This is a genomic window from Flavobacterium labens, from assembly GCF_048286755.1.
GTDB lineage: Bacteria > Bacteroidota > Bacteroidia > Flavobacteriales > Flavobacteriaceae > Flavobacterium.
The window spans coordinates 91,891-108,509 of sequence record NZ_JBLVPL010000008.1; the positions used below are offsets into that span (position 1 = coordinate 91,891).

The window sequence follows — 16,619 nt, forward strand, 5'->3', positions numbered from 1 at the left end:
AAATGTAATAAAAATTAAACAATAAAAAATCATTTTTGTTTAATATTTTTTAACTAATTTTAAACAATAATCAAAATTCATGAAAAATTATTCAAATATTGTAATTGTAGCAAGCTTTTTCGGGCTTTGGATGGATTCCTTTCTCTCGACAAAAATCCAAATAATGTTGGGCTTCTTCTTAATTTTTACCTTTGGAATATTACATGGTGCAAACGATTTACTTTTAATTAAAAATATTAAAGCCACAAAACAGTCCAATTCCTGGTTTAAAATACTAGGATATTATGTCGTAGTCGTTTTAATAGGCGCCTTGTTGTTTTATATAATTCCCCAACTGGCGCTACTATTATTCATACTTATAAGCGCTTATCATTTTGGCGAACAGCAATGGCAAGATTTATTGGACGCCTTTCCGAAATGGTTCCAAATGGTATTTCAGTTTTTATACGGGTTCATTATCTTACAATTACTTTTTGTTTTTCACTCCAGTGAAGTACAAAGTATTATTTTAAAGATCGCAAATATCAAAATACCAAGTCTATACTTTGATTTACTTTTACAAATTTCATCAGCCACTTTTATTGGTTTAAGTGCCTATTTATATTGGAAATTAGAAAAAATTAGAAGAAAACTGCTTTTAGAATTCTTTTATTTAGTTCTCTTTGCAATCCTTTTTAAGTCTTCCAGTCTGATTTGGGGATTTGCTATTTATTTTGTTTTATGGCACAGTATCCCTTCTATAATTGACCAGATTAAGTTTTTAAATGGTTCGTTTTCAATAAAATATTTTATCGCCTATTGCAAGACCGCAGGGATTTATTGGTTGCTATCTATAGTAGGAATTACACTAATCTATTATATGTGTAAAGAGGAACAACTTTTTAACGCTTTGTTTTTCTCCTTTTTGGCAGCCATAACCTTTCCGCATGCGCTAGTGATTACTAACATGTTTGGCACAAAACAAACTAAAAAATAGAAACATAAAAAAAACCGTTCACCAATGGTGAACGGTTTTCTAAATCTATAGTAGCGATACACCGCAGTGCATCGTTACAAGAATTTATTATTTTACTTCTTCGAATTCAACGTCTTCAACATTGTCTCCTTGAGCAGCATCCCCTTGAGGTTGTGCTTCACCTTGACCTTGTTCTCCTTGAGCGTACATTGCTTCAGTAGCTGTTTTCCAAGCTGCGTTGATGTTATCCAGCGCCGTTTGAATTGCAGGAACATCTTGAGATTGGTGTGCCATTCTCAATTCAGTTAATGCATATTCTACAGCAACTTTATGATCATCAGCTAATTTAGCTCCAAGTTCTTTCAATTGAGTTTCAGTTTGGAAAATCATTGAGTCAGCCTCATTAATTTTCTCCGCTTTAGCTCTTAAAACTTTGTCAGACTCAGCGTTAGCTTCAGCATCTTGTTTCATTCTTTCGATTTCTTCAGAAGTTAATCCAGAAGAAGCTTCGATACGGATATCGTGAGATTTTCCAGTTCCTTTGTCAGTTGCAGAAACTTTGATGATACCATTAGCATCGATATCAAAAGTTACTTCAATTTGAGGAACTCCTCTTGGTGCTGGTGGAATACCATCTAAGTTGAAACGACCAATAGTTTTGTTATCAGCAGCCATTGCTCTAGCTCCTTGAAGAACGTGTAGTTCAACAGTTGGTTGAGAATCAGCAGCAGTTGAGAAAACTTGAGATTTTTTAGTTGGAATAGTTGTGTTAGACTCAATTAATGTAGTCATAACTCCACCCATAGTTTCTATACCTAAAGATAAAGGTGTAACGTCTAATAACAATACATCTTTTACATCTCCAGAAAGAACTCCACCTTGAATAGCTGCTCCAATAGCAACAACCTCATCAGGGTTAACTCCTTTAGACGCTTTTTTACCAAAGAATTTTTCTACTTCGTCAGCAATTCTTGGCATACGAGTTGAACCTCCTACAAGGATAACTTCATCAATATCAGAAACAGTTAAACCTGCATCTTTCAAAGCTCTAGCAACTGGTGCCATAGAACGTTTTACTAAATCGTCAGTTAATTTTTCAAATTGAGAACGAGATAATTTTTTCACTAAGTGTTTAGGTCCTGAAGCAGTAGCCGTAACGTATGGCAAGTTGATTTCAGTTTCTGCAGAAGAAGACAATTCAATTTTTGCTTTCTCAGCAGCTTCTTTCAAACGTTGCAATGACATTGGATCTAAACGTAAATCAATACCTTCTTCAGCTAAAAATGCATCTGCTAACCAGTCAATAATTTGGTGGTCAAAATCATCTCCACCTAAGTGAGTATCTCCATTAGTTGACAATACTTCGAAAACTCCGTCTCCTAATTCAAGAACAGAAATATCAAATGTACCTCCACCTAAATCGTAAACAGCAATTTTTTGATCAGTTCCTTTTTTATCCAATCCGTAAGCTAGTGCAGCAGCAGTAGGCTCATTGATTATACGCATAACTTTAAGACCTGCAATTTCACCAGCTTCTTTAGTCGCTTGACGTTGTGCATCATTAAAGTAAGCAGGAACAGTAATAACTGCTTCAGTAACTGTTTGACCTAAATAGTCTTCAGCAGTTTTTTTCATTTTTTGAAGAGTCATTGCTGACAATTCTTGAGCAGAGTATAAACGACCATCAATATCCACGCGTGGTGTATTGTTGTCCCCTTTTACAATTTTGTATGAAACTCTTTTTGCTTCAGCCGAAACTTCACCAAAACCTTGTCCCATAAAACGTTTGATAGAAGCAATAGTCTTAGTTGGATTAGTTACCGCTTGTCTTTTAGCAGGATCTCCTACTTTGATCTCTCCACCTTCAACAAAAGCGATGATAGATGGTGTTGTTCTTTTTCCTTCTGCATTAGGAATAACAACTGCTTCATTACCTTCCATTACAGAAACACAAGAGTTGGTCGTACCTAAATCAATTCCGATTATTTTACCCATTTTTAATATATTTAATTTTATTGTATATTCAATTATATTACTCGTGGTCGATAAGTCAATCTTTATGCCAATACAAAATGGCCTATTAAATTGTCAGTTTATGTTAAAATTGGCGGAAAAAAATCTGACAAGATGACATTTTAGAGCGTTTGTCATTTTGGCGGAGGTTGTAATTTAGGAGCTATTCCCGCTCTCCGCTGTATCTTTTCTTTTTTAAAGAAAAAAAGAAAAGGATGCCGCTACTATCGGGGCTAGGAAATTTGATTCCTAAGTTTATTTGTTATTATCCAATTAAGTTTAGAATTTCAATACCAATAATTCGTAATAAATGAACTACATTAGCGGAACGATAAAATGCTATTTGTAGCGCTAAGCAACCTGATTTTGGGTGGATATGCGCTAGTTTGTAGCGAGTATATACAAGTTATAGGCAAGTTTAAACGAATGCTAAAAACAACAACTCAGATGAATAAATATTTTTTACTTTTTCTTTGTTTAATAGCAAATTCTAGTTTTGTTCAATCTCAAGAAAAGTTAATAAATCAACAACAAGATTCTATTAATTTTAATGACAAAATTTATAAGACCATTTATCAAATTAAATTATCGAGTTCTCCTCTAACAATAGAGCTTATTGAAAAATTAGATGGTGATTTTTTTGGTACAGTAAACATTGTGATTGACAGAGATTTTGAAAACAAAAGTGAACTTTTTGTAGGTAAAATGCAGATTGAAAAATCAAAAGTTGAAAAGCTAATTTCTGAATTCAAAAAGATTGCGCTTGAAACTGTTAAAAATTGTACCGAAAATGATGATTGTGTAATGGGGCTTGACGGTGTTCACACAGAGTTTAATATTAAATCTAATAATGTAATTAAAGAATATAGTTTTTGGGAATTAACCCCCAATCAAAAAAATGAAAAAGACACACCTGAAAACCGAAAAAAAGCACAAAAAGTATTAGATTTTTTGGACAAGGAACTTAATCTAAAAGTAAAGTATCGTGAATTGCTACAAAAACTACCGAAAGGCAGATATAGTTATTGGATTGGAAATGGAGATGCTATTTTTACAAAAAAATAAATAAAACCTGCCTATAACAGCTACTACAACGGATTTGGGCAATTGGCTTAATGGAAAGTTGGTTTTGTATTTGGATGTTTAGTGATAACCGCAAAATAAATCTTACTTTAGTCCCAAACCCGCATTAATACAAGAACGTTATATGCCATTTAAAACAACACAAATGAAAAAATTTCTTTTAATAACACTTTTAATTACAAACTTTTGTTTCGGACAAAAAAATGATTCGAAGATTTTCGAAGATAAATACAACCTCTTAATAGAAAATCTATCTAACGAAGATTGGGTAAAATCTGAAAAATTATCAAAAGAATTATTGAATTTTATAGAACCAAATGATTCTATGCAAACTGAAAAAAAAGTTTTACGATACATTTATATTTATTCCATTGCAGGGCTTTTAAATGAAAAAAAATTAACCAAAAATCAAGCTTTAGTAAAAGTGAAGTTTTTGAAGTCAAAAGAAATGATTATGCCTACTCATCCATTTAATAGTAAAAGTTATATCAACAGTACCCACTTAAAAGAAGATGAAGCTAATACATTTTTTACAGGAGTAAATAATGCAGAAGGAACTCGAATTTTTTCATTTGAATATGTAAAAATTGAAAATGGAATTAAAGAATCTCAGAGCGAATTAGAAGGCAAGAACATAACATTGAGAGGGGAATTAAATGAAATTACTGTTGAAGGAAATATGCTTCCAAGATTTAAGCTTAAATTTATCAAAGGTGAATATATTATAGAAAACAAATAAAAAACGGCACATAGCACACGTCTGTAGCCCTTTGCAAATCTAAAGGAATTACCGTTTTTAATCGTATTTTCGTTAAGTTGAAAACACTTAATTTTCCTCAGCTCGCGCGAGCGTCCCGCTCGTGACCTGAAAAATTTAGATTTTTTTTAATTACAAATACTCTATCAAAAGCTCACGTCCCGACTAACCCAAATAAATAACAAATGAACAATTTAGATTTAAAAGAAATCAAAGAAAGGGCGTTAAAAATCAGAGAACAATACCATCAACTGGAAAAAACGCACCACGGCAGTGAATGGACGGTAGAAGAAGATGCTTTGGCTTTTCTTACGGATGCGGGATTAGTAGGACGTCACACCATGTCACAACAAGGTCGCTGGCCAAAAGGAGATACAAACCCTGAACTGCAGCATAAATTAGGTGAATGTATTTGGTGGCTCACAGTACTTGCTGACCGAATGGACATAGATATTAATGAATCAATAGAATCTTTTTTGACAAAAACCGAAAAATTATTAGAGGAATAAAATTATAAAAAACATCAATCACTAAAACCAACAATCATCATGAAACAACGTTCCAAGCATTTTGCAGTAAAGACAATCCTAATTGGTCTATTCATCCAGCTAATTACAATAACGGTTTCCTTTGGCCAAACTAAAGTAGAACAAATCGATAAGTTGATGAATCTATACTCGGACTACGGGCAATTTAATGGTTCTATCCTTGTCGCTGATGCAGGTAAGGTAATTTATAAAAAGGGATTTGGAATGGCAAACATGGAATGGAATATTCCGAATCAGCCAGACACTAAACACCGATTGGGTTCAGTTACCAAACAGTTTACCGCTGTACTAATTGTTCAATTAGTGGAGCAAGGAAAATTAAAATTGGATGCTCCTATCTCAACCTATCTTCCTGATTATCCTAAAACATTGGGCGATAAAATCACTATTCATCATTTACTGACGCACACCTCTGGAATTCCTAATTACACTTCGTTTCCTAATTTCGTGAAAGATTTAAGCATCAATCCGTATAGTCCAGAAGCTTTTGTGAAAAAATTCGCTGACCTACCGCTGGAGTTTACACCAGGTGAAAAATTTGCGTATAGCAATTCCGGTTATTTTTTATTGGGATACATTATAGAGAAAGTTTCCGGCAAAACCTATGAGCAGAGTTTACAAGACAATATTCTTGCGCCACTCAAAATGAACAATACTGGATTCGATCACCATGAAACGATTCTAAAAAACAGAGCTTCCGGGTATGAGAAAAACGGTAAAAACTTCAGCAATGCCGGCTACCTTGATTTGTCTATCCCTTACGCTGCTGGTTCTTTGTATTCCACTGTAGACGATTTATTTCTATGGAATGAAGCACTTTACACTGAACAATTACTTTCGACAAAATATAAAGAACTACTATTTAATTCCTATATCCCTGCAGGACCGGGACATTATGGTTATGGATGGTTTATCAACAAGGCTTTCAATGGAGAAAAGAATGACAGCATAACAGTTATTGAACATGGCGGTGGAATAAATGGATTTAACACTTTATTTTCTCAAATTCCATCTGACAAAAATCTGGTGGTTTTATTAAATAATACGGGCGGTACTAACTTAAACGAGATGAATAAAGCGATAAGAAATATCCTTTACAATAAACCTTATAGTTTGCCTAAAAAATCATTAGCGAATGCTTTCGTAGATGTTATTCTGGAAAAAGGAATTGCTTCTGGAATCGAGTATTTTAAAGAAAATAAAAATTCAAATACTTATGCTATCAACGAAAATGAAATGAACAGCGCAGGATATCAATTGTTACAAACCGGAAAAGTAAAAGAAGCGATAGAAGTTTTCAAACTAAATGTTGAAGCGTTTCCTAAATCAGGAAATGCATATGACAGTTTAGGAGAAGCCTATTTAAAAAACGGAGATAAAAAGCTGGCGATTATCAACTATAAAAAATCCATAGAACTGGATCCAAATAATGAAAATGGAAAAAAAGTATTGGAAGAACTTTCAAAATCCTAAATTATTTAGACCTATTAAAAAAAAACCGCACGCATCATGTTTCATAGTAAAAGCATGAACGTGCGGATAATAAAAATCACACTCTTAAATTGACTTTTTAATTTACAGCCTTAGTAGATTTCCCTACCGTCAAATAAATGTGATTATTGGGATACAGGAATTCAATTTTTGTATGCTGCTGGTTTACCCTCATTTCTACCTGTTCGTTTTCATTTTCTAAAGTATAAAAGGTGTAATTTCTATCCTGAGATACAATCCCAGAGTCTACAATTTTATATTTCATTTTTGTAGCTGTGAGAAAGAAAACCACATCGCGCTTTTGAGTATCCAAGAACACAAAAGAGTATTCATTTCCTGCAATATTACATTCTCCTTGTCTAAAAGGTTTCTCATCGATGCAATAACGCTGCACGTTAAACACTTGTTCTTGAGCATACATCCCACCTGACAGCAACAGCAGTACAATTATTTTTTTCATACACATTGGGTTATTTCTATTATCCGGAATTGGACAATCTTTTTTTCATATGCAAAAGACACGCCACAATATTTTTTGAGATAAAATAATCTACAAACACCCTATTTAATTTTGGTCGTTTATCATAAAAAAGCCTTAAAAAGCAACGTGTATCATAATTACATTACGTTTTTATTTGTATTTTAGATTTTTTAAAACTTACCTGCTTTCGTTAAAATGTAATCCTGAAAGTTTCCTAAAAAATAATTTTAAAACACAACAGCAACAATGACTTCATTTATAAAAGAATTATCTTTCCGTTGGTCTGATCTTGACCCTAATTTTCATGTCCGACATAGTGCTTATTATGACTTTGGAGCACAGCACCGTATTGAGCTTTTAGAAAGCTTGGGTTTAACAATGAAGGTTTTGCGATCACAGAATTTTGGTCCCATATTATTCAGAGAAGAATGTGTTTTTAGAAAAGAAATACTGCTTTCGGATAAAATTGTAATGCATACAAAAATTTCTAAAATGAGACCCGATGCTTCGCGCTGGTCAATAGTCCACGAATTCCTGAATGACGAAAATAAACTTTGTGCCGTAATAACCGTAGATGGAGCTTGGATGGACACCAAACTGCGCAAAATAGCCGACCCAACACCCGAAATAGCGACGGACGCTATTCGTAATTTCCCAAAAACTAATGATTTTCTAGAACTTTAAATTTATGAAACAATTTTTAAAAATTGCCAGCTGCTTACTAATTGTATTGGCGCTTGCTGTAAGTTGCAGTCCGTTGCTAAACGCAAACACCACTGAATTCACCACCGGAAAAGTGCAGGAAATCGTTGTGGGTAAAGACGGCTATACCGCCAAATTATCAACAACAGAAAATTCAATTTATTTAGTGACTATAAGTCGCGCCAATTTATTAGAACCAACACAATACAGACAGGTTTCAACTGGAGAAACTATACAAGTGAAAGGAGATATTTTTAAAATTTCAGGTGTTAATCATATGACCGTGCGAGTGCTGAAATAGCAAAAATGATTCAGAAAGATAAATCCAAATTACGAAATAAAAGAGCTTGCCAAACTATTTCTTAAATTGGATTTACAGCTTTTATTAGTCCCGCGTCGCACACTGAGATTATTCATGAAAAAGTCGTTTAGAAGTGATGGCTTTCAAAACAACATTTTTAAGATCTCACATACCACCTAATTTTATTTTGTGGCTCTTCAGCAATCGTAATTTCTGTTTGCTACGCAACGAAAAATGACACCTCTAAGTACAGGTGCACCAGCATAGTAGGAATAATGTGCCTTACTAACACTTTTGGTTTCAAAGAAATAAACAGTGCATTTATAGTTTTGGGTAACTCTATTTAGTGATATTTACTGATACTTTATTTTAAATAAAAAGTAATTCGCTCCTGTAGTAATTGAAAACCTAAAAGTTACATTTTTTTTATACTTTTATAAATGAATTATTAATAACCCCAAACTAAAAAACTAAAAATGAAATTAACCAAATTACTTTTAATAGTAGTTATTATCTTAAGCATGAGTAGCTTTAAAAAAATAACTACTGATTATAAAACCACAGAAAAAAATGTAGCGCAATCAAGAGAATTCTACCAAATTAAAACCTATGTTTTCAAAACGGATCAACAAGTTGAAAACACCGAAAAATATTTGAAAGAAGCATTTCTTCCGGGTTTGAAAAAACTTGGAATTAAAAATATTGGTGTGTTCAAACCAAGACCAAATGCTACTGACACGATAAAAAAAGTGCTGGTAGTAATTCCGTTCTCATCCATGACTCAATTTCTGGGATTAGAAGATAAACTGGCTAAAGACAAAACCTATTTAGCTGCAGGAGCAGATTACTTAAATGCTTCCTATAAACAAGCACCATATTTACGTATCGAATCTATTTTATTAAAAGCTTTTTCAGATCATCCTATTTTGTCTACTCCCGTTTTGAATAGTCCAAGAGCAAACAGAGTGTATGAATTAAGAAGCTATGAATCAGCAACAGAAGCGATTTATAAAAACAAAGTCGATATGTTTAATGCCGGCGGAGAAATAAAACTCTTTGACCGACTTGCTTTTAATGCGGTTTTTTATGGCGAAGTTATTTCGGGAGCCAAAATGCCAAACTTGATGTACATGACCACTTTTGCAGATCAGGAAAGCAGAGATTCGCATTGGAAAGCCTTTGTAGATTCTCCGGAATGGAAAGGATTAATAGCTATGGAAAAATACAAAAACAATATTTCCCATATAGACATTACTTTTTTGTATCCAACTGATTATTCCGATTATTAGTTTTACAAATTCAAATTTCAATCCTAAACTACAACCCTAAAAAGCTGTAGTTTTTTTTATTTAAAACCTTAAAATCTTTACTATTTTTCGAATCCAGATAAGCGTAAATACGCCGTTAAGAAAAGATTAAATCATTATTTTTAAGTATCTTTAATCCTATTTTTAACTATGGAAACACTCAATACAATATTAAAACTTTCCGCTGGTGTTGGACTGTTTCTCTTTGCCATGTATCTTGTGGAGGAATCCCTAAAGAATCTTTCCGGGAGAAACTTCAAACTGTTTCTGCAGCGAATCACAAAAAACAACATAGGTGCAGTGGCAGGCGGAACAATAGTAACTGGTATTCTCCAGAGCAGTTCTATGGTTTCATTGATGGTTTTAGCATTTGTTGGCGCAGGAGTTTTTACCATGAAAAATGCTATGGCCATTATTCTGGGAGCAAATTTGGGTACAACACTTGCCAGTTGGCTGGTAGCAACACTTGGTTTTAAAACTAATATAGAAGTAATTGCTTATCCGGCAGTTTGTTTGGGAGGTTTTCTCTTAATCCTTCTTGGAAATCGGAAAACCATAAAATATGTTTCCTATTTTCTTTTGGGTTTTGGTTTAATGTTCATCGGCCTTTCCTTCATGAAAACTGCTATGGAAACGCAGGTTCAATATTTTGATTTTTCACAATATGCTTCGGAGCCATTAGTGATTTTTCTGATAATTGGTTTTTTGATTACGCTGGTTGTTCAATCTAGTTCTGTAACTATGGCACTAACATTGAGTGCTCTCAACGCCGGAGCAATAGGATTTCCCATGGCTGCAGCAATCGTTCTGGGAAGCGAGACTGGCACCATTATTAAAATAGTGTTGAGCGCTATTGGCGGAAATGCTTCCAAGAAACGAGTGGCACTAGGCAATTTATTGTTTAATATTTTCATTACCGCCATTGCTTTTGTATTGCTAAGACCTATTATCCTGCTGATAACCGATATCATAAAAATCAAAGATCCACTCATTGGGTTGGTAACTTTTTCGAGTTTAATAAATCTATTGGCCATAGTTTTGTTTCTTCCTGTTTTGGATTTATTCACTACCTTTTTGGAACGTTTTTTCAAAAATACCGATGGTTCTGCAGCAGCATTTATAAACCACGCATCAATTGCAGAACCGGAAACAGCGCTGGATTTATTTAGAAGAGAAACGAGATATTTTATTCATAACTCGATGCTTTTCAATTTGGAATTATTCAAAATTCAGACTAATGAACTTGACCAACAAACAAATTACAACGAAATCAATGATAAAAGAAATTTTGATTCAAAAACTCCAGAAGAGAAATATGAATTCCTAAAACAATTGCAAGGAGAATTACAGGCTTTTTATTTAAAATTAAGAGCTAAATTAAATAGTGAAGGAAATTCGGAGTTAAACCAATTGATTTCTGCCGTGCGAAGTTCTATGCATGCAGTAAAAAGTATAAAAGATATTGGAAGCAACATTACAAACCTCAGCAGTTCATCAAAAGAAATTAAATATCAGTTTTTCCTGCATCACAAAAAAGAAACCGAAGAACTGTACCTAAAATTAAATATGTTTTTGAACACCGAAAAAAGCTCGGGTTTTGAAGAACTGAGAATTCAATTTGATACGATTCAAAAAAATTACACAACAGCACTCAATACATTTTATACCGAGGCACAACTTGCTACTATTGAAGATATTGACATCACAACAGTAATAAACTTCAATAGAGAACTTTTTACATCAAACAAGGCAATGTTAATGGCTGTAAAAGATATTTTATTAGATGAAAAAGAAGCTCAAAATTTTAATGAAATCCCAATCTATAAAACATAAAAAACGCTTCATTAGCATGTGATGCATTCCAATAATTTTACAACATTATTTTTAAATTTTGTAAAGTATTTTGTTTTCAATTTTTAATCTTTGTAAGTAATCCCATTTGCATACAAGATTGCAATTCTGATTTAAATTGGTTAATTTTAACCAAAAAATACACCTCATTTGAAAACATATTTAAAGAAAAGTTTAAAAATTTTCCTTTGGATAATAGGATCTATAATCCTATTGTTCTTAATTCTGTTTGTAGTTATTCAAATTCCTTCCGTTCAGAATTATGCCAAAGAAAAAGCGGTAACTTATCTGGAAGGGAAAATCAAAACAAAAGTGAGGGTTGATAGTCTTGCCATTGAGTTTCCAAAAAAAGTAATTCTCCAAGGCGTTTATTTTGAAGACCAAAAGAAAGACACTCTTTTTGCGGGTGAAAAGCTAGCTGCCGATATCAGCCTGTTTCAATTGATAAACAATAAAGTAGAAATCAATTCCTTAGAATTAGTAGGGATTTCAGCTAATTTAAATAGAGATTCCAAAGCTATTTTTAATTTTGATTACATCATAAAAGCATTTGCTTCGCCAGAAAAACAAAAGAGCGATTCGCCACCCATGCAGTTTTCGGTAGAAGAAATAATGCTAGACCGTATCAAGTTTAACTATACGGATGCCGTTACAAAAAATGATATTTATGCCAATCTAAAGCATTTTGAAACGAAAATTAAAACCTTCGATTTAAACGAAATGAACTTTGAAATTCCTAAAGCTAAAATCAATGGATTACAATTCAAATTAAAGCAAGGATTGGTTCAAATTTCCAATGCGACTAAAGTGGCAGCAATAAAAAATGAACCGGAATCCATCTTAAAATTAAAATTAGGTGAAATTGATTTGGCCAAAATTGATTTCGATTATAAAAGTGACGAAACCAAGTTATCCACTAATTTTTATTTAAAAAAACTGCTCGCAAAAATTGATAAAATTGACCTTAACAATCAATTCGCAATTATTGAAAGTCTAGATTTAACTGGTGTAGAAGGTGCTTTGGCTTTTGATAAATTAGATATAATCAGACCTAAAAAAGAAGCTGTAAATTCCGAATCTAACAACTGGGATGTCAAAATAAAGAAAACGGAATTCAAACGGGTAAATTTCCGTTATGACAATAATAATGTTGCTGCAGTTCAAAAAGGAATTGACCACAACCATTTGAATTTTACAAATTTAAACTTACAAGTAGATATGCTGCATTACAATCCCGAAAATATTTCGGGAATTGCCAATTCATTAACCGTTAAAGACAAAAGCGGCTTGAACATTCAGTCCTTTAATGCGGAATTTTTCTACGGTAAAAAAAATGCATTTGTTAAAAAATTATATTTAAAAACACCTCAAACGGAACTGAAAGACGAAATTAGAATTGGATATCCTTCTATTGCATCTTTAGCCAAAAATCCAGGAGAATTAGGACTTATTGCCAATCTAAAAAAGAGCAAATTGGGCATTAAAGATATTTTACTTTTTGCTCCGACTTTGAATAATACCAATCCGTTTATGAGCAATCCCAATGCGATATTGCTAATCAATGGAACTGTAAAAGGAAAATTAAAAAATATTGAGTTTCCTAGTATGGAAATTAGTGGCATTGGAACTACAAAAGTAGCGGCAAGCGGCAGAATCATTGGTTTACCAGATGTCAACAAAGCCTATTTTGATTTAAATATTAAAGATTTACAATCTGGTTCCAAAGATTTTGTTGGCTTTTTGCCAAAAGGTACCATTCCAAATTCGATTCAGTTGCCGTCAAAATTCAGCGCTAAAGGATTTTTTAAAGGAACCATTGCTAATTTCAACACTAATATGAATATCGCAAGTAGTTTTGGAAATGCAAAAATCAAAGCTACATTCGACCAAAGCAGAAAAAATTACGAGAAATACGATGCCCAAACGGAACTTACTAATTTTGATTTAGGGAAATTTATCAAGAACGACTCCATTGGAAAAGTAACTTTAAAAGCTAACATTAAAGGAACTGGATTTGATCCAAAAACGGCGACAGCATCATTAAACGGGAATATTCTAAAAGCGTATTATAATAAATATACGTACCAAAATGTAGCGGTAAAAGGAACTATTCGAAACGGAAATTTCAATGCAACCGCTTTTGCAAAAGATCCTAATCTGACTTTTGATTTGGTAAGCAGCGGCAGTTTTAAAGACAAATACCCTACCGGAAAACTAAAACTGAATGTAGATATCGCTGATTTGGAAAAACTGAATCTGCACGCTGGTCCATTAAAAATAAGAGGCGTTGTAGATGCTGATATACAATCGGCAAATCTTGATTACCTCAACGGAACGGTTTATGCGCACAACATTACCATCGTAAATGCTAAAGAGGAATTTGTAATTGATTCTGTTAGCGCAGTGGCAACATCTACCTCTGAAAAGAATACATTTGTATTGAAATCACCTTTTTTGGATGTGGAAGCTGATGGAAAATACAAGTTGTCAAAAATAGCGACTGCTTTGACAAATTCTATTGCAAAGTATTATGACAGCAAACCAAGTTCCAGAAAAATAGCAGTTGAGAAACAAGAATTTGTTTTTAAAATTGGTGTAAAAGACAGTCCAATTCTATTAAAGCTTATTCCTGAATTGAAAAGTCTGGAACCTATTAATATACAAGGAAGATATAACTCTGTTAACGATTCTATTGCTTTGAATGGTACAATTCCAAAATTAATTTATGGAGAAAACACTATTACAAATGCAGTCCTTAAAGTAGATACTAAAGACAATTCACTTGTTTACAATTTTGTTGTTGATGACATTCAAAACAAACAAATTCAATTGCCCCACACTAGCATTTCAGGTAAAGTTCAAAATAATATTGTGAATTATACGGTGCAATTAAAAGATTCAAAAGACAAAGAAAGATACTTAATTGCGGGAACATTAAAAGCTAGCAACGGAAACAACGACATCAATCTTGATCCAAATAATTTGTTATTGAACTATGAATCTTGGAAAATAACACAAGATAATTTAATTCGCTTTGGCAAAAAAGGAATTTATGCTGATAATTTTGAATTGAGTAAAGACGGAAGTAAAATCCTCATTCAATCACAATCTCAGGATGCCAATGCACCAATCGCAATAGATTTCAAAGATTTTGACATAAAAACCATTACTAGCATCGTTGAGAAAGATGATTTGCAAATGAGCGGTAAAATCAATGGAAATGCATTGGTCAAAAACATAAGCACCACACCTCTTTTTACTTCAGACTTAAACATTGAAAATTTTACTTTCAAAAAAGATACGATTGGAAACATTAGCATCAAAGTAAATAATGCAATTGCTAACCAATATGACGCCGTAATTGCCATTACGGGTCAAGGAAATCAAGTTAATCTGGAAGGAAATTACAAGACGACTGACAACAGTTTTGATATGAATCTCGACATTGATAAATTGAACTTAAAAAGTATTCAGGGCTTTACATTGGATAACATTACGGAAAGCACAGGATTCTTGACAGGAGATTTTAAAATAACTGGAAATACTTCGCAGCCGAACGTAATTGGAGAATTGAAATTCAATGAAATTGGTTTCAAAGTGAAGCAGCTTAATGCAAAATTCAAATCTTTAAATGATAAAATTGTATTTACACCAAATGCGATTCTTTTTGACAATTTTATTATAAAGGATGAAAAAGACAATGATTTAGCCATCAATGGAAAGATTGACAGTGCCAATTTCAGCAATTTTGGTTTTGACTTAGCCATTGATGCTGATAATTTCAAAGCCGTCAATTCTAAAGCAAAAGACAATGATTTGTATTATGGCGAATTGTACTTAGACAATCATTTGAAACTATCCGGAAATTTAGACAATCCTATTGTAGAAGGAAATATCAAAATTAATAAAGACACTAAATTCACTATTGTTTTACCACAATCAGATCCGTCAATTGCCGACAGAGAAGGAATTGTAGAATTCATTGACCAAGACAATCCGAAATTATTCGAGACGATCGTTATGGATGAATTGAATAGCGAAATGTACATAAAAGGAATCAATGCTTCGGTAAATATTGAAGTAGATAAAGACGCCGAATTATCATTGGTGATTGATAAAGCCAACGGAGATTACCTAAAATTAAAAGGAGAGGCACAATTGAACGGCGGTATTGATCCATCAGGAAAAACGACTTTGACCGGAAGATATGAATTATCTGAAGGTAATTATGAAATGAATTTTAATGCCATCAAAAGAAAATTTGACATCAAAAAAGGAAGTTATATCCTGTGGACTGGAGAGCCCACAACGGCTGACATCAATATCACTGCAGTTTACAAAACTGAGGCTGCTCCGATTGATTTGGTAAACGACCAGTTAGGAGATGTCACTGCCGAAGTGAGAAATACTTACAAACAAAAAATTCCTTTTGAAACCGAACTAAAAATGAATGGTGAATTGATGAAGCCAAACATTTCTTTTGATATCATTTTGCCAGATGGAAACAATAGTGTTTCAACAGAAATTATCAATGCAACACAAGCTAAACTGACTCAACTGCGTCAGCAACCGGATGAATTAAACAAACAGGTATTTGCCTTACTCCTACTGAATCGTTTTATTGGAGAAAACCCATTTGCCAGTGAAACCGGAGGAACAAGCGTTTCGTCAATAGCAAGAGAAAGTGCCAGTAAAATTTTGTCGCAACAACTTAATAATTTGGCGGGTGATTTAATTGAAGGTGTTGAACTTAATTTTGATTTGAATACTTCTGATGATTATACTACAGGTCAACGAGAAAACAAAACTGATTTAAGCGTAGGAATTTCCAAGAAATTATTAAATGACCGATTGAAAGTTACTGTAGGAAGCAGTTTTGGAATTGAAGGTCCGCAACAAGTGAATCAGAACGCTAATAATATTGCAGGCGATGTATCGATTGATTACCAACTTTCAAAAGACGGTAGATATAAAATACGAGCATACCGAATTAATAAATACCAAGTAGCGCTTCAAGGTGAAGTTGTGGAAACCGGAATTGCTTTTATCATCACTATGGATTACAATAAATTCAGTGAATTGTTTCGCAAAAGTGAAGCGAAAAAAGCAAAACAAAAAAACAAATAAAGG

The 16,619-nt window shown here is 33.2% G+C and carries 12 protein-coding genes; 10 read left to right on the top strand and 2 right to left on the bottom strand.

Translation table 11 applies throughout. From position 1 onward, the window contains the following. Window positions 1-79 precede the first annotated feature (79 nt). Window positions 80-976, top strand: a complete 897-nt coding sequence (locus tag ACNQF8_RS14520; protein ID WP_417953808.1) for a Brp/Blh family beta-carotene 15,15'-dioxygenase — start codon at window positions 80-82, stop codon at window positions 974-976. 87 nt (window positions 977-1,063) lie between these two features. On the opposite strand, the gene dnaK is transcribed toward ACNQF8_RS14520, so the two are convergent. Further along, on the bottom strand, window positions 1,064-2,950 hold the full coding sequence (dnaK, locus tag ACNQF8_RS14525) for a molecular chaperone DnaK (protein ID WP_417951362.1): 1,887 nt from the start codon (window positions 2,948-2,950) through the stop codon (window positions 1,064-1,066). Window positions 2,951-3,394: 444 nt separating this feature from the next. On the opposite strand from dnaK, the gene ACNQF8_RS14530 reads away from it, so the two are divergent. From ACNQF8_RS14530 to ACNQF8_RS14545, 4 genes are all read left to right on the top strand, one after another. Next, window positions 3,395-4,033: a hypothetical protein gene (locus ACNQF8_RS14530; protein ID WP_417951361.1), complete on the top strand. Its 639-nt coding sequence runs from the start codon at window positions 3,395-3,397 to the stop codon at window positions 4,031-4,033. Window positions 4,034-4,196: 163 nt separating this feature from the next. Continuing rightward, complete coding sequence (locus ACNQF8_RS14535) at window positions 4,197-4,790, top strand: hypothetical protein (protein WP_417951360.1); 594 nt, start codon at window positions 4,197-4,199, stop codon at window positions 4,788-4,790. A gap of 203 nt (window positions 4,791-4,993) precedes the next feature. After that, window positions 4,994-5,317 (top strand): nucleoside triphosphate pyrophosphohydrolase family protein, encoded by a 324-nt coding sequence (locus tag ACNQF8_RS14540; protein WP_417951359.1) that lies wholly within the window; start codon window positions 4,994-4,996, stop codon window positions 5,315-5,317. A 39-nt stretch (window positions 5,318-5,356) separates the two neighbouring features. Beyond that, on the top strand, window positions 5,357-6,829 hold the full coding sequence (locus ACNQF8_RS14545) for a serine hydrolase (RefSeq protein ID WP_417953807.1): 1,473 nt from the start codon (window positions 5,357-5,359) through the stop codon (window positions 6,827-6,829). A gap of 97 nt (window positions 6,830-6,926) precedes the next feature. On the opposite strand, the gene ACNQF8_RS14550 is transcribed toward ACNQF8_RS14545, so the two are convergent. Further along, window positions 6,927-7,307 carry a hypothetical protein gene (locus tag ACNQF8_RS14550; protein ID WP_315211342.1) on the bottom strand — a complete coding sequence of 127 codons (381 nt, stop codon included), beginning with the start codon at window positions 7,305-7,307 and terminating at the stop codon, window positions 6,927-6,929. A gap of 267 nt (window positions 7,308-7,574) precedes the next feature. Here ACNQF8_RS14550 and ACNQF8_RS14555 point away from each other — a divergent pair, with 267 nt between their 5' ends. The 5 genes from ACNQF8_RS14555 (at window position 7,575) to ACNQF8_RS14575 (ending at window position 16,616) form a co-directional block, all read left to right on the top strand. Further along, on the top strand, window positions 7,575-8,012 hold the full coding sequence (locus tag ACNQF8_RS14555) for an acyl-CoA thioesterase (protein WP_315211344.1): 438 nt from the start codon (window positions 7,575-7,577) through the stop codon (window positions 8,010-8,012). A gap of 4 nt (window positions 8,013-8,016) precedes the next feature. Then, the gene (locus ACNQF8_RS14560; protein ID WP_417951357.1) at window positions 8,017-8,331 is read left to right on the top strand and encodes a hypothetical protein; all 315 of its coding nucleotides are present in this window, start codon (window positions 8,017-8,019) and stop codon (window positions 8,329-8,331) included. Window positions 8,332-8,807: 476 nt separating this feature from the next. Continuing rightward, on the top strand, window positions 8,808-9,620 hold the full coding sequence (locus ACNQF8_RS14565) for an NIPSNAP family protein (protein ID WP_417951356.1): 813 nt from the start codon (window positions 8,808-8,810) through the stop codon (window positions 9,618-9,620). 168 nt (window positions 9,621-9,788) lie between these two features. Then, the gene (locus ACNQF8_RS14570) at window positions 9,789-11,471 is read left to right on the top strand and encodes a Na/Pi cotransporter family protein (RefSeq protein ID WP_417953806.1); all 1,683 of its coding nucleotides are present in this window, start codon (window positions 9,789-9,791) and stop codon (window positions 11,469-11,471) included. Between the two features lie 168 nt (window positions 11,472-11,639). Beyond that, complete coding sequence (locus ACNQF8_RS14575) at window positions 11,640-16,616, top strand: translocation/assembly module TamB domain-containing protein (protein WP_417953805.1); 4,977 nt, start codon at window positions 11,640-11,642, stop codon at window positions 16,614-16,616. The last annotated feature ends 3 nt before the right edge of the window (window positions 16,617-16,619 follow it).